We start from the raw sequence: 14,250 nt of genomic DNA on the forward strand, positions 1-14,250 counted from the left end.
TCACGTTAAGTAAACATTCTGAATTTTCAGTAATAGTTTGCACAAAAAAGCCCAAGCATTTTGCAATGCTTGAGCTACTTTATGTTTCAAAAAATGTCTCGCGAGTAAAGCTACACGCTATTAGGCATTTTTCTTCTTACGCGATACACCAAGACCACATAAGCTCAAACCTAGCAATAACACTGTTGCTGGCTCAGGAACGGTTACCGCATCAACAATAGAAACTTCAGAACCGAAACCCACAACACTTGTTGGTGCATAAGTACCAAAACGCTGACTTCCATCAGAGAATATGGCTAATGCAGTGGCACCAAAGAACTGGTTTCCGTTTAAGCCAACGGCGTCTGGCGCACTTAAGAAGTCAGTGTCCACACCAAAACGGAAAAATTCACCCGCATCAAAATCACTAAAGCTAATCGTTAAAATACCCGAGCCATTTAGTGCATCATTAGTAGGAAAAACATGACCTACAGACGAAGAAGAGCCTAAAGTAATTGGGCTGCTGCTGTTACCAGGGCTAGTATCAGTTGAATCAAAGAATGCGCCAATTGAGGTTAAGTCCCAAGTAATAGATGTAATTTGCTCGCCATCTGTTGAGTTGTTAAAAAACTGAAAAGCATTGTTGCTACCAAAAGTGGTGCCTTCAATAATTAAACCACTAGAAATTGGGGTGGCTTGTACAGCCGCACTCAGCAATAAAGTACTTAGTAATCCGATAATCTTTTTCAAAGTCATTCCTTAAGTCTTGAAATAAATATTTGTTGATAGTGTTATTAACGTGGCGACATAAAGCACAAATCAAGCCAGTCAGTAAGTAACTGATATTTATAATATAATTTATCATCTCACCCGTACTATTAGCTAAAGTGTAAATAAACTTGACGGTTTAGCACCGTATATTTTTAGGAGAATATGGAGGCCGTAATTAGCCACAACGTAAACTAGCCAACCAGCAACAAACGCTGAATAGCCCCCAGAGCTGCTCAACTAAAAAACGATTAACGCGCTTAAGACTTAAAAAACACCAAAGAGTCATATGGACTCCAACTCGCATACCCAACAAGGAGTCACAAAGACTCACGCAAACATCATTTTAAAAATAAATGCAATAAAAAACAAATACTTAATATCATGGCACAGGCTATGCAATAACCTGATTAGCAAATCAAATTAATAGTTATTTAGGTAGTAAGCTATGACCATTCATGTAAAAAACAACATTCACTGGGTAGGCCAACGCGACTGGGAAGTACAAGACTTTCACGGTACAGAATATAAAATGACTCGCGGAACAAGCTATAACAGCTATCTCATCCGCGAAGAAAAAACAGTATTAATCGACACCGTAGATCACCGATTCAGCCTGCAGTTTATTCAAAACCTAGAAATGGAAATCGACCTGCAAAGCATCGATTTCATTGTGATCAATCACGCGGAAGAAGATCACTCTGGCGCGCTCTCTGCTTTAATGGAAAAAATTCCTAATACGCCAATTTATTGCACCGAGGCGGCGATTGATTCAATCGTAGGACACCACCATCATCCAGAATGGAACTTTAAAACCATAAAAACCGGTGACAGCCTTGATATCGGTAATGGTAAGCAGCTAATTTTTGTAGAAGCCCCCATGCTACATTGGCCAGACAGCATGATGACCTACCTAACAGAAGACGCGGTGCTATTTAGCAACGACGCCTTTGGTCAGCACTACTGTGACGAGCATTTGTTTAACGACGAAGTCGATCAAAATGAGTTAAAAGAACAGTGCCTTCGCTACTACGCAAACATTCTCACACCGTTTAGCAGCTTAGTGACAGCCAAAATCAATGAAGTACTCAGCTTTAACTTACCGGTTGATATGATTGCCACCTCGCACGGCGTAGTGTGGCGTGACAACCCAGCTCAAATCATTCACCAATACCTTGAATGGGCCAACAACTACCAAGAAGACAAGATCACTATTTTTTACGATTCTATGTCTAACAATACACGCATGATGGCAGATGCTATTGCCCAAGGTATTCATGATGTTGATCCCGGCGTTGCGGTAAAAGTATTTAACGTATCCAAGCACGACAAAAATGAAATTCTCTCTCACACCTTCCGCTCTAAAGGCTTATTAGTAGGCTCATCCACCATGAATAACGTAATGATGCCTAAAATTGCAGGCATGTTAGAAGAGATTACCGGATTGCGTTTTAAAGAAAAGAAAGCGGCTGCTTTTGGTAGTTATGGCTGGAATGGCGGTGCGGTAGACCGTATCCATACTCGCCTAAGCGATGCGGGCTTTGAAACAGCAATAAGCTTAAAAACCAAATGGCGACCAGACGGCAAAGCCATGCGCGAATGCCGAGAACATGGTCGCCAGATAGCCAAGCAATGGGCGCTACATCCCTTAGACAGTGTATCGGCCCAAGTACAAAACTCTGGCACAGCAGCGGCTGTTAATCAAATTGCTCCTGCTAGCCATGCCATCAGCGAAACCAACACCACCACCGCCCACCCTGCAGATTGCCAGTGCATGATCTGCACCGTATGTAACTGGGTTTACGACCCGGCAATAGGTGAGCCAAACCAAGGTGTAGCAGCCAATACGCCCTGGGCCAGCGTGCCTGATTACTTCCTCTGCCCTGAGTGTAACTTGGGCAAAGATGTATTTGTTGAGCATAACGGATAATAAGAGGAGCAATGATGCCTGCACCTATCATCATTATTGGTAGTGGCTTTGCTGCTTACCAGTTAGTAAAAACACTACGCAGAACAGACTCTCGGTTGAGTATTCAAGTCTTCACCTCAGACGAGGGCAATGAATATAACAAGCCTGACCTTAGTCATGCCTTTAGCAAACAACAAAGTGTTGAAGCCTTAATTCAACTACCTGCAGCAGAGTTTGCCAAGCGTTATCAGCTTGAGTTGTTTGCCAATACTAAAGTAGAGAACGTTGATACCACCAAGCAAACCATTACGGCCAATGGTCAGCTTTATCCTTACTCAAAGCTTGTTTTCGCCACTGGCGCCAGCACCTTTGTGCCTGAGATCAAAGGTAATAATGCAACCAGCATTATTACTTTAAATAGCTTGGTGGAATACCGCCAAGCTCAAGCAAGCATTAACGCAAGCTCTAGCGTGTTAATAATGGGCGGCGGCTTAATAGGTGTAGAGCTCGCGATGGACTTACGCACCAACGGTAAAGAAGTCATTATAGTGGAGCCCAACAGCCGCTTACTTGCCAATGTTGCTCCCGATTTTGTTGCCCTACGTTTAGAGCAACAACTGCATGAAGCGGGCATAACCCTCGCCCTGTATGACAGCGTAATGTCTTTAAATACAACCGAGGGTGAAGCAATAACAACCGTGACCAGCAAACAAGGAAAAACCTTTAAGGTAGATACAGTAATTTCTGCTGCTGGTTTACGTGCCAACAGCCTCCTAGCAACTCAAGCAGGTATTGCTGTAAACCGTGGAATAGTCGTTAACAAGCAGTTAGCAACGTCGGCCAAAAACGTTTATGCCATTGGGGACTGTGCAGAAATAGACGGCAAGGTTATGGCTTACCTACAACCGATTATTTTAAGTGCCAATGTGTTAGCCAAGCAACTGCTCGATCAGCCAGCACAATTAGCACTTACCCCAATGATGGTGAAGGTAAAAACCCCCGCTTATCCTATTCAATTAGGTGGCAGCTTTGATGCTGATTCAACATGGAAAGTAGGCTTTGAGAAGCAAGGCCTAGTCGCAGAGGCATACAACGCTCAACATCAAATGACTGGTTTTGTCGTCACCGACCAACAACTTAATCAAGCCTTCCCACTTTTACGCAAAATATCTGGCCAATAGCCTTACTTAGCGGCAACAAAGAGGAGTAAATACTATGTACCAATTGTTTTTAGAGAACCAAACGGCAGAGCACCATCTAGAAGAAAGCCGACATAGTTACCAGCAACTAGGCATAACTAAGCAAGCAAGATTGCGCTTATTAATGTCTGTTGTCTTATCTCTGGTTGCCGCTTTACAACAGCAAACCAACAGATTAGTAGCAACAACTAAGCCCTAGACCAATTATTCACTACCGAGAGGAAATGATTATGAGCCATCTGCGAATTCCAGCCACCTGGACGATTCAACGCTCTACGCCATTTTTCACCAAAAACAACGTACCTGCAGCATTGCTGAGCCACCATAATACGGCGGAAGGTGTATTTGGCCAGCTCTGCGTAATGGAAGGTACGGTAACCTATTACGGCTTTGCTGATGCAGAAGCCACTGAGCCAGAGGTAAAAGTAGTAATAAACGCCGGCAGTTTTGCCACTAGCCCACCACAATACTGGCACCGTATTGAGTTGAGTAACGATGCCCAATTCAATATCAACTTCTGGTCGGCTACCGATAAAACAGGTGAGAAGATGTTTAATAGTAAGTAAATAAGCAAAGTACTAATAAGTACTAACTTACGTGCTTAAACCCAATAATACCGAAGGCATTAATGCCTTCGGTATTTTATTCAAGCTTTAACTCAAGCAGCAGTTGTCAGCTTAACTCCCCAGCTGATGCGCGGTAAGCATCGCAGACAACACTGCCTGAGCGCTTACCGGGAATGGCATGTTGTGAATGGTTTCACCATCGGCGCAAGAAGCCTCTGCCACACTCAACAGTTTATCTCGGTTAATTTCTTTTACGCCCATGTCCGTGAGGTTGGTTGGTAAACCAATCGACTTACAAAAATCAATCACTTGGGTAATTTCTTCCAGTGGTGCATTTTCTAACACGAGCTGAGTCAGCGTGCCAAAGGCGACTTTCTCGCCGTGGAGTAAATGATGACACTCTTCCAGCTTGGTTAAGCCATTATGAATCGCATGCGCAGCGGCTAAACCAGAGCTCTCAAATCCAAGACCACTTAAGTAGGTATTGGCTTCAATAATGTTTTCTACCGCTTTAGTGCTGACTTTGTTCTCTACCGCTACTTTGGCTTTAAGGCCATCGGCCAATAAGGTTTCAAAACACAATTTAGCCAAAGCTTGAGCGGCGCGAGTAGGTGCACCACCCGCCATGGTGGCTTTGCCAGAGTGCATATTTGCGCGCGCTTCAAACCAAGTAGACAGGGCGTCTCCCATGCCGGCAACAATTAAGCGAACCGGCGCCGCAGCAATAATGGCGGTGTCCATAATCACCATGTTAGGGTTTGAAGGGAACATCAAGTACTCGCTAAACTCGCCTTCTGGGGTGTAAATCACCGCTAACGCGCTGGTTGGCGCATCGGTAGACGCAATCGTCGGCACAATCACCACAGGCAACTTAGAGTAAAAAGCAACGGCCTTGGCGGTATCTAAGGTTTTTCCGCCGCCAATGCCAATAATGACATCGGCATTAACTGAGCCTGTTTTATCGATCAGGCGGTTAATTTCGTCGCGTGAACATTCGCCATTAAAAACATCAAAATCTACTGCCTGATCATTGAAGCTAGCTTCAACAGTGGCTTGAGTTAAGCCCATGACAAAATCATCGGCAATCACTAACGGTTGCTTACCGTAAGTGGAAACATACTGGCCAATGTTATGCAGAGCGCCTTCACCTTGAATGTATTTACTGGGTGAAATTATAATCTTATCCATGTTGTTCTCCTTACTTGTTCAATGATTCAAATACTTGCTCAACGGCAAATGCACCAGGGTCTTTAACCCCATTCAAGGTATCGCTGTTTAAATAAGAAGAGCGACCGGCATTGGCTTTAGTCATATCTAAAGTGCTATCTGCGCCAGCTTTGGCAGCTTCAACCGCAGCGGCAAAACCGTTAGCTCCCCAAGCCTCAAAAGCAGGGTAAAGCGCATCAATCATGGTACGGTCACCTACCGCGGCACCGCCGTACTCCATCATTCGCGCTAAGCCAGATTGGAAAGCAGCAACTAAGTTATTTGTCGCGGTGAACTCGCGACCGGCAGCAGTGAAGAAAATGGATAACAATACCCCTGAAGATCCGCCCATTACCGTGGTTAACTGTTGGCCAATCACGGTCATTAACAGTCCCGGCTCATTTAGCGGTAGTTGATTCGCGTCTAACTCAGCCAGCACTTTACGTGCTCCAGAAGCAAAGGTAGAACCGGTATCACCGTCACCTACAATGGTATCCAAGTGATTCAGCGCTGCTTCGTTCTCGATAATGGTGCTGCACACTGTGCGTAATGCGTTTGCAACAGCCTCATTTTGCGAAGGGCTAAATGCAATCTGCGAAGATTGAGATTCACATTGGGTCACCGCCACAGTTTGTTTTTTACTTACGCCAGGCCACGCAGCCGTTACGGTATCGCTAAGCAATGCTTGGCGCTTAAGCTCATCAAGTTTAATGATAGAGATCGAAAAACCCTTCATATCAATGGCGGTCATTAAGGGCGCAGGGCCAATAAACAACTCAGCGTTTTTCCCAAGGTTAGATTCAACAACATCTTTGGTCACCACGTTCATTTCAATCGGTGACAAGCCGCCTAAGTTATTAATTAACACCGCATGGCGTTCACTTGGACAAGCGGTGAGTAGCTTGTCAGACATAATGCTAACCAGCTCTTTGCATTGGCGTAACTCAATGGTTTCAATGCCCGCTTCACCATGAATCCCTAAACCCAACTCTGCTTTGCCAGCCGCAATGCGGTCTGCACTATCATCACCAGGCAATGTGCAACTGCTTAAAGCGATGCCAATACTGGCGATAGAATCAATGGTATCTTGCGCAGCTTTAGTCACCGTCGCTAAGTCTTCGCCTTGCTCGGCTACATAACCGGCTACCTTATGAACAAATAGGGTACCGGCAATGCCACGTGGTTTAGGGTTTTCGGGAATAGAGATATCGTCACTCACTATCACCATCTCTACGTTGCGGCCCATTTCCTTGGCTTTCTCACAAGCCAAGCCGAAATTAAGGCGATCTCCGGTGTAGTTCTTAATCACCACTAAACAACCGGCATCGCCAGTCACATGCAAAATAGCGTTTAGTACAGCGTCTACACTGGGAGCCGCAAATAAGTCACCGCATACTGCTGCGGTTAACATACCTTTACCCACAAAGCCTGCATGGGCTGGCTCATGCCCAGAGCCGCCGCCACAAATAATGGCTACTTTGTCTTTTTGCCAATCAGATCGAGCAATCACCTTAATGTCATTACCAAAATCTAAGCGAGTTAAGTTGTTGTGCTGCTGCGTATACAAGGTGCCGTCAATCGAGTCATTTACCCACGATTCTCGTTCGTTAATCACTAAATCAGCCATCTAAAATCTCCGTAATATGCTGCTATTCTGAATCTCACAAAAACTGTTTAACTGTATTGCTAACCGTTTCACCGCAAAAATAAGCGCTTGATAAGGCTGTATTGCTTGCCTACCCCAACATGCCATGATCAGCGATTTTTTGGTGGCAAACCTAAAATGGAAACGTTTACATTAAAATGTAAAAAAACACCTCATGCAAGCTAATTTAGTGGCTTCATCCAATCGAACAGCAAAGCCCACTTCCGCTACCGAAGCGCTGATAGAAAGCCCAAAAAAGCAAAGCATATGCTTTAATATTGGTACATAAAGCAACCAAAGGCCTAAATACAAGGTCTGCAATAATTAGGATCATAATGTGTTCCTGCTCGGCCTTTAAAGCAAATAGTTTAGTGTAAACGTTTACAAAAATGTGAGGTTTGGCAAAATTATGTGATGCTAGGGCTATGCCCCAAAGTAAAATATGGAACCAAAACTGGCGTTAAGAAGTGGCGCATCGGTGGCCTGAGCCACTAAAGATTAGCGGAGGGATTCACTGTTGCTTGTTTACATTACTGCTAAAAAAGGAGGGCACAGAAGCCCTCCTTAATTCGCTAAGATCTAGTAAATAGCTTCTGGTTTTTCTTGCAAAGCAGAAGGTTTTTCAGATACTTGAGCAGGCGTACTTTCTTGCTCTGTCACGCTTAAAGCATCTTGAATAATATTCGAATGGCCTGTCAGTAAATCTTCCAAACAGCCATTGTTCTTATCCACTAAACCCACCTCTTTAAGCATTGCGTCTACCAATGGCGCATTAGCGCGGTAACCTAAAGCCGCTTCAGTCACTTGCTCAGCAAGGCCTTTATTACCGCCGACCGAACCACCATTTACTGCTCCACCCTTGCCAGCACCATAACCCTGTAAGATTTTAATGCCTTCGATATTCTCTAAAGGCTTAACCGCACTGGCGACTAACTCTGGCAGTATTTTTAAAATGGCCAGAGATTTTTGCAACTCTACCTGCTCGTCACGCAGAGTATTCTCAGCTTCGTACATGGCTTGCTTACCGGCAGCCTCTACTGCATAAACTTTCTCATCAGCATCGGCCAATAGTTTCTTAGCATCGGCTTCGGCTTTAGCTTCAATTAAAATGGCTGATGACTTATCTTGTGCTACTTGCTTCTCAGCTTCTGCTTGAACGGTAATACCCACCGCGTCACGCTCTGCTTCTTTAAGTGCGTCAATTACCTCAATCTCTTTACGACGATTGGCTTCGGCAATTTGGCGAGCAGTGGTTACCGCCTCACTCTTTTCAACCATCAGTTTTTCAGCTTCGGCAGCTTTAGCACGAGCAGCTGATTCTTCTTCTGACTTTTGCGCAACCGCAATTTGTTTATCTTGCTCAGCCACTTCTAAATCTCGTTCACGCTGAATCGAAGCCTGCTCTAACGCCTTACTCTTATCAATTTCACGGGTTTCAATATCGCGTGATTTTTCAATTTCTGCAGACTCTAGCGCACGCTCTTTAGCAATCTCGGCTTCACGCTCTTCTTGCTCTTTCATTTCGCGGCTTTTGGCAATCTCGGCTTTTTGCTCGGCACGTTTAAACGCCAACACTTGCTCTTGGTTTAGCTTGGCTTCTTCTTCTTGTTTATTTACTTCAAGAGATTGTTTCTCAGCTTCTAGGTTACGCTGCTCAATCTTGATGCGGTTCTCTTGCTGAATGTCGTTGGTTTCTTTGCGCTTCTCTTCAATGATTTTAGTTAATCGAGCGCGGCCTTCGGCATCAAAAGCGTTGTTTTCATTAAAAAACTGCAAGTCGGTTTGATCGAACCCCGTTAACGAAACAGATTCCAGTTCTAGACCGTTTTTCTCTAAATCGTTCATCACGTTCTGTTGTACTTTTTGCACAAAATCAGAACGCTGCTCATGCATCTCTGTCATTGACATTTCTGCCGCTACCGAGCGCAGAACATCAACAAACTTAGATTCCATCAGCTTTTTCAGCTCTTCTACTCGCATGGTGCGCGTACCCAATGTTTGCGCCGCCATCGAGATACCTTCGCTGTTAGGCGCTACTCGTAAGTAAAAGTCAGCTTTAACATCTACCCGCATTCTGTCTTTAGTAATCAAGGCATCTTTCTGAGTCTTTTCTACTTCAATACGCAGGGTATTCATATTCACCGGGATGGTTTCGTGTACCACCGGCAACACAATAGCACCGCCATCTTTCACCACTTTTTCACCGCCTAAACCGGTACGTACAAAAGCGGTTTCTTTGGTCGCTCGGGTATACAATTTGGCTAAAATCAAACCAATGGTGAAAAAGGCAATAAGCCCCACACCGACCCAAATTAAGTAAAACATTATGCTATTGCTACTTCCTAAAAAATCCACACTTTATCCTTAATGATCGTTTAACAATTCGTTGAGTTTGCTGGCGGTCCAATATTTTTTATGGCGCTCTAGTAGAACAATGGTGGTGCCCATAGGAAACGAGTCATCGCTATCTATAGGTTGCACCATTAAATAGTGTTTTTGCCCATGCTGGTCTACACACACTGCTTCGGCTGGGCTGCCAATGGTAGCAGTACCAATAGTTATTCTGGCTTGCAGACCTTTAAAACCGTGTTTAGATACCGCGCTAGATTGGCTTTTAGGGAACACCTTTGCGATGCCTCGTCCTAAAAACCGCGTACTTAGAATCGCAAACACCAGTGCTGCTAGATGGCTAACAAAAGAAGGAAATAACCAATTCCCATTGGAAAGGCTTAAATAGTTAACCGTGAGACCAGCCAAGCCAAAACTGCTTAAAAACAGAATAAGCCACACCAACAATGGCAACTGATGTAGATACAACCAACCCAACACACCAGAGAGCGCGCCGCTATTTACGTCGGCATCCATATCAATATCTATATCAATGGGCAGTAAGTCATCCAGAGTATTTAATAAGCTTAGGCCTATTAAAGAACCCAGTATTTCAAATAAAGCTAAGCCTAATACAAAGGCTAAACAAATTGTAAAACTGGTATTAATATCAGCAACTAAAAAATCGTACATTCAGCATCCTTTCTGCCGTAAACCTACATGTTAAAAAAGTGGCACTTTACGAAACAAGATTAACCGCCAGCCATTAAAAAATTATTATGGCCACTGTTAACCTTGGTTTTTAATGACCATATTTTCCCAAAAGAAATATCATGGTTAAATATTCCACAACGCATTTGAGCGATATACATAACGATAAGGGGGAATTAAGGTAAGCGGACAAATTAGCAATATAAGTACTGAACCTAACAAGGCGACAGAAACACCACCTTCACCCGCTAAATAAGCCACTTGGCCAATCACTGCAAACAGCAGAACAAAGGCCATTAGCAAGGCTTCTAACCACAGCAGTATCTTCCACAGTGTTACTGTTGCCAGCGCTTTTTGATAAGCATAACCGTAATAAGGAACTAACAGTACCGCTGTTATTAGTGTTGATAGCAACACTCCAATAGCCGGTTTATCTTGATACACACTAAGCAAAACATTAGCAATGGTGGCAATGACACCAAGCCAAAAGAATACTTTCCATTTAAGCAACGCACCGACTCCCTTCGAATGTTTTACCTTGAGATTAGTAACATTTAAATCACTAACCTTTATTGACCAAGATTCTACTAAGATAAGTACGGCCTTAATAGACTTTTTTACTGTTAAGGCCATTTTTGCAATACAGCGCTTACCCAGTGAGTCGCGCGTAATTTTTATAAACTGATGAATACAAAAAAGGCGAATCATATTGATCCGCCTTTATGGCTTGTTTTAAATACTTATCGTCATCAGTAAAGGGCTATTACCATCACCAAAAATACTGAAAAATATTTAAGCGCTCGCTTCATAAGAAAAGTGTTTACCTAGCAGCGCATGGTAGAAATCATTGTCAGCTAATACTCCCACCAGCACACCTTCATCAGCCAGTAACACCGGTAACCCTGTTCTATAGCGAATTTCTAAACCTTCACGCATAGACACATCAGCAGGAGCAATCACTTGGCTATCTTTACTTAGGGACTCTATGTTGTCGCCCTCTTGCCATCGATGCAGAGGCAAAATTTTGTTTCCGCGTGTTACCGATACCACCTGCTTTAGATGATTCACTTCAATGTAGCTTTGATCATACTCGCTCAATACCAGCTTATCGTTTTGGGTTTTAAGCTCACTGGTTTCGGTCATTAAAGAGCGGCCACAAAGCACATTTAGCGGATTAGTATGCGCAACAAACTCCCCTACGTATTCTGTTTTTGGGTTAAGCACTATATCTTCTGGTCTACCGTGCTGTATTACACGGCCCGATTCCATAATGGCAATTTTGTTGCCCAGCTTTAGCGCTTCGTCTAAGTCGTGGCTTACAAATACGATGGTTTTGTTTAGCTTACGTTGTAGCTCTAACAGCTCATCCTGTAGCTGGGTTCTTATCAAAGGATCCAGCGCCGAGAACGGCTCATCCATTAATAAAATATCGCTATCCATGGTAAATGCTCGCGCCAGCCCAACCCTTTGCTGCATGCCACCCGATAGCTCATGCGGGAAGTTATCTTTCCACTCGGCTAAGCCCACTAGCTCTAGAGTTTCTTCGGCCAGGCGTCTGCGCTCTGCTTTAGTGATGCCTTGCATCTCCAAGCCAAAAGCAGCGTTATCTAACACACTTAACCACGGCATGAGGGCAAACTTTTGAAACACCATTGAAATGCGATTGGTACGTAAGTGGCGCAAGGCCGCTTTATCACAATTAGCCAAATCAATTGGCTGTTCGCCATCTTCAATAGTGAGTGAACCACGGGTAACCGTATTTAACCCATTAATTGCCCGTAACAAGCTCGATTTACCCGAACCAGACAAGCCCATTAATACGCAAATCTCACCCTTTTTAATATCAAGGCTAACATCGTGAACACCTACCACGTCGCCAGTGGCATCAATAATCTCTTGGCGGCTAGCGCCTTGATCTAGCAAAGCTAAAGATTTGGCGGTTTGAAAACCAAACAGCACATCTAAGTTTTTAATACTAATTGCACTCATGCCTATCCCTCTTTGTTCTGGCTAGCGGGGCTTTTACATAAGCGGTCTAAAATAATCGCCACCAATACAATCGCTAATCCCGCTTCAAAACCTTGGGCTATATTCACCGTGTTTAACGCGCGCACTACTGGTTTACCTAAGCCATCGGCCCCTACTAGCGCGGCAATCACCACCATCGATAAAGACAACATAATGCACTGGGTTACCCCTGCCATAATATTTGGCATTGCCGCCGGAAGCTCAACCTTAAGCAATAATTTCAGTCGGCTAGCGCCGAATGCTTTACCGGCTTCAACCAGTTCATCTGGTACCCGGCTAATGCCTAAATAAGTGAGACGTATTGGAGCAGCAATGGCAAAAATAATGGTAGAAATAAGACCCGGAACCACCCCTAAACCAAATAACACTAAGGTGGGAATTAAATAAACAAAGGTGGGAATGGTTTGCATCAAATCGAGAATGGGCCTGAGTATGGTGTATAACCAAGGTTTATGTGCGGCAACAATGCCGATTGGCACGCCTACCAACAACGAAATAGTGGTAGCACTTAGCACCAGTACCAGCGTTTCAAGCATCTCTTCCCAGTAGCCTAGGTTCATAATCAGCAGCAAGGCAGCTACGATAAATATCACGAGAGAAATACTGCGGTGTAAAAACCACGCTAATAAGGCGGTAACCACAATGGGCACCGAAGGCGGAAACCACTTAAATAGCTCCACCAAAAACATAATCACTGATTCCAGGGTATATGACACTGAGTCAAAAAATCCGGCGGCGCTGTAGGTTAGCCAATCCACGAAGGTGGCCATCCATTCACCTAATGGGATTTTATGCTCTGTAATAAAGTCCACTGTTACTCCTTAATGGTCTGTATTGTGTTGATTAAATTAATAAAATAACGCTAGCTCGCTGTGGCATATTTGCCGCAGCGAGCTAAAACATTGACTAGATGTTTAAGTAAGTTTGTAGCGCTTTGCTAGCATCGCTACCGTCACGTGCAGTCACTTGCTTAAGCCATTCAGCCAAGGCTTCAGGATTAGCTTTTAACCAGGCTTTGGCTGCTGCATCAGGCTGTTGTTTGTCATCTAAAATGCTCGCCATCAGTTGGTTTTCCATTTCCAAACTAAAGCTTAAATTTTTAAGCAACTGACCTACGTTTGAACAAGTTTCTAGGTAGCCTTTACGCACGTTAGTGTAAACATTAGCGCCACCGTAGTTAGGGCCAAAGAAGTCGTCGCCACCGTCGAGGTAAGCCATATCAAAATTGCTGTTCATTGGGTGCGGCGCCCAGCCTAAAAAGGCCACCCATTGCTCGCGGTCAACGGCGCGTTTTACTTGCGACACCATGCCCGCTTCGCTTGATTCAATCAGTTTGAAGCCTTTTAGATCAAAAGCATTTTTGTCGATCATGTCTTGAATAAGGCGATTACCATCGTTACCTGGCTCAATGCCATAAATACGACCTCGAAGCTGCTCTTTATGCTTGGCCAAATCGGCAAAGCTATGCACGCCCGCATCGTAAACATATTTAGGTACCGCTAGGGTGTACTTAGCGCCTTCTAAATTTGCGCGTACCGTTTCAACAGTTCCTTGCTCGCGATACTTGGCAATGTCGGCTTCCATGGTTGGCATCCAGTTACCTAAGAACACGTCGATGTCGTTGTTAGCCATCGACGAGTAAGTCACTGGTACAGACAACAACTGAGTCGTGGTTTGGTAACCCAAGCCTTTAAGTACTTCACTGGTTATTGCGGTTGTGGCGGTAATATCTGTCCAACCTACATCAGAAAAACGCACAGTGTCACATTGCGCAGCAGCAACCGTTGAGGCTGAAAAACTCAGTAGTAAAGCGGTACTGCCTATAATGGCGCGTTTAATCGGTGTATTGTTCATGACTCTTCCTTTTTAGTCCGTAGTGAGTGTTACCGAGGCACGCTTAGCGCCCCTAAC

General features: G+C 44.3%; 13 protein-coding genes. 4 read left to right on the top strand and 9 right to left on the bottom strand.

What is annotated here, in order from left to right:
• Window positions 1-120: 120 nt before the first annotated feature.
• On the bottom strand, window positions 121-729 hold the full coding sequence (locus tag Q4549_RS04710) for a PEP-CTERM sorting domain-containing protein (protein WP_303548911.1): 609 nt from the start codon (window positions 727-729) through the stop codon (window positions 121-123).
• Between the two features lie 466 nt (window positions 730-1,195).
• Between Q4549_RS04710 and norV the strand changes: the two genes are divergently transcribed.
• Genes norV through Q4549_RS04730 form a run of 4 tightly spaced genes read left to right on the top strand, consistent with a single transcriptional unit; the run spans window position 1,196 to window position 4,421 of the window.
• Window positions 1,196-2,677: an anaerobic nitric oxide reductase flavorubredoxin gene (norV, locus tag Q4549_RS04715; protein ID WP_303548909.1), complete on the top strand. Its 1,482-nt coding sequence runs from the start codon at window positions 1,196-1,198 to the stop codon at window positions 2,675-2,677.
• 11 nt (window positions 2,678-2,688) lie between these two features.
• The gene (gene norW, locus Q4549_RS04720) at window positions 2,689-3,837 is read left to right on the top strand and encodes an NADH:flavorubredoxin reductase NorW (protein WP_303548906.1); all 1,149 of its coding nucleotides are present in this window, start codon (window positions 2,689-2,691) and stop codon (window positions 3,835-3,837) included.
• Window positions 3,838-3,871: 34 nt separating this feature from the next.
• Entirely contained in the window at window positions 3,872-4,054 is a 183-nt protein-coding gene (locus tag Q4549_RS04725; protein ID WP_303548904.1) for a hypothetical protein, read from the top strand.
• Window positions 4,055-4,085: 31 nt separating this feature from the next.
• A complete protein-coding gene (locus tag Q4549_RS04730) occupies window positions 4,086-4,421 on the top strand; it encodes a DUF1971 domain-containing protein (RefSeq protein ID WP_303548901.1) in 336 nt (111 codons plus the stop codon).
• Window positions 4,422-4,532: 111 nt separating this feature from the next.
• Here the strand turns inward: Q4549_RS04730 and Q4549_RS04735 are convergent, their stop codons facing one another.
• From Q4549_RS04735 to Q4549_RS04770, 8 genes are all read right to left on the bottom strand, one after another.
• Window positions 4,533-5,609, bottom strand: coding sequence for a glycerol dehydrogenase (locus tag Q4549_RS04735; protein ID WP_137672247.1), 1,077 nt, complete (start codon window positions 5,607-5,609; stop codon window positions 4,533-4,535).
• A 10-nt stretch (window positions 5,610-5,619) separates the two neighbouring features.
• Entirely contained in the window at window positions 5,620-7,254 is a 1,635-nt protein-coding gene (locus tag Q4549_RS04740; protein ID WP_303548898.1) for a dihydroxyacetone kinase subunit DhaK, read from the bottom strand.
• 597 nt (window positions 7,255-7,851) lie between these two features.
• On the bottom strand, window positions 7,852-9,597 hold the full coding sequence (locus tag Q4549_RS04745; RefSeq protein WP_303549708.1) for a flotillin family protein: 1,746 nt from the start codon (window positions 9,595-9,597) through the stop codon (window positions 7,852-7,854).
• 39 nt (window positions 9,598-9,636) lie between these two features.
• A complete protein-coding gene (locus tag Q4549_RS04750) occupies window positions 9,637-10,293 on the bottom strand; it encodes an OB-fold-containig protein (RefSeq protein WP_303548895.1) in 657 nt (218 codons plus the stop codon).
• Window positions 10,294-10,437: 144 nt separating this feature from the next.
• Window positions 10,438-11,019 (bottom strand): hypothetical protein, encoded by a 582-nt coding sequence (locus tag Q4549_RS04755; RefSeq protein ID WP_303548892.1) that lies wholly within the window; start codon window positions 11,017-11,019, stop codon window positions 10,438-10,440.
• A gap of 84 nt (window positions 11,020-11,103) precedes the next feature.
• Complete coding sequence (gene choV, locus Q4549_RS04760) at window positions 11,104-12,300, bottom strand: choline ABC transporter ATP-binding protein (RefSeq protein WP_303548889.1); 1,197 nt, start codon at window positions 12,298-12,300, stop codon at window positions 11,104-11,106.
• A 2-nt stretch (window positions 12,301-12,302) separates the two neighbouring features.
• Window positions 12,303-13,151, bottom strand: coding sequence for a choline ABC transporter permease subunit (choW, locus tag Q4549_RS04765; protein ID WP_303548887.1), 849 nt, complete (start codon window positions 13,149-13,151; stop codon window positions 12,303-12,305).
• Between the two features lie 94 nt (window positions 13,152-13,245).
• On the bottom strand, window positions 13,246-14,193 hold the full coding sequence (locus tag Q4549_RS04770; RefSeq protein ID WP_303509295.1) for a choline ABC transporter substrate-binding protein: 948 nt from the start codon (window positions 14,191-14,193) through the stop codon (window positions 13,246-13,248).
• Between the last annotated feature and the right edge of the window lie 57 nt (window positions 14,194-14,250).

The organism is Agarivorans sp. 2_MG-2023, assembly GCF_030548085.1.
GTDB lineage: Bacteria > Pseudomonadota > Gammaproteobacteria > Enterobacterales > Celerinatantimonadaceae > Agarivorans.

Excerpts from the sequence above, each read along its gene's own strand:
- Q4549_RS04740 (WP_303548898.1), bottom strand. The coding sequence starts at position 7,254 with ATGGCTGATTTAGTGATTAACGAACGAGAATCGTGGGTAAATGACTCG.
- choV (WP_303548889.1), bottom strand. The coding sequence starts at position 12,300 with ATGAGTGCAATTAGTATTAAAAACTTAGATGTGCTGTTTGGTTTTCAA.
- norW (WP_303548906.1), top strand. The coding sequence starts at position 2,689 with ATGATGCCTGCACCTATCATCATTATTGGTAGTGGCTTTGCTGCTTAC.
- Q4549_RS04750 (WP_303548895.1), bottom strand. The coding sequence starts at position 10,293 with ATGTACGATTTTTTAGTTGCTGATATTAATACCAGTTTTACAATTTGT.
- norV (WP_303548909.1), top strand. The coding sequence starts at position 1,196 with ATGACCATTCATGTAAAAAACAACATTCACTGGGTAGGCCAACGCGAC.
- Q4549_RS04745 (WP_303549708.1), bottom strand. The coding sequence starts at position 9,597 with ATGTTTTACTTAATTTGGGTCGGTGTGGGGCTTATTGCCTTTTTCACC.
- Q4549_RS04755 (WP_303548892.1), bottom strand. The coding sequence starts at position 11,019 with ATGATTCGCCTTTTTTGTATTCATCAGTTTATAAAAATTACGCGCGAC.
- Q4549_RS04730 (WP_303548901.1), top strand. The coding sequence starts at position 4,086 with ATGAGCCATCTGCGAATTCCAGCCACCTGGACGATTCAACGCTCTACG.
- Q4549_RS04725 (WP_303548904.1), top strand. The coding sequence starts at position 3,872 with ATGTACCAATTGTTTTTAGAGAACCAAACGGCAGAGCACCATCTAGAA.
- Q4549_RS04735 (WP_137672247.1), bottom strand. The coding sequence starts at position 5,609 with ATGGATAAGATTATAATTTCACCCAGTAAATACATTCAAGGTGAAGGC.
- Q4549_RS04770 (WP_303509295.1), bottom strand. The coding sequence starts at position 14,193 with ATGAACAATACACCGATTAAACGCGCCATTATAGGCAGTACCGCTTTA.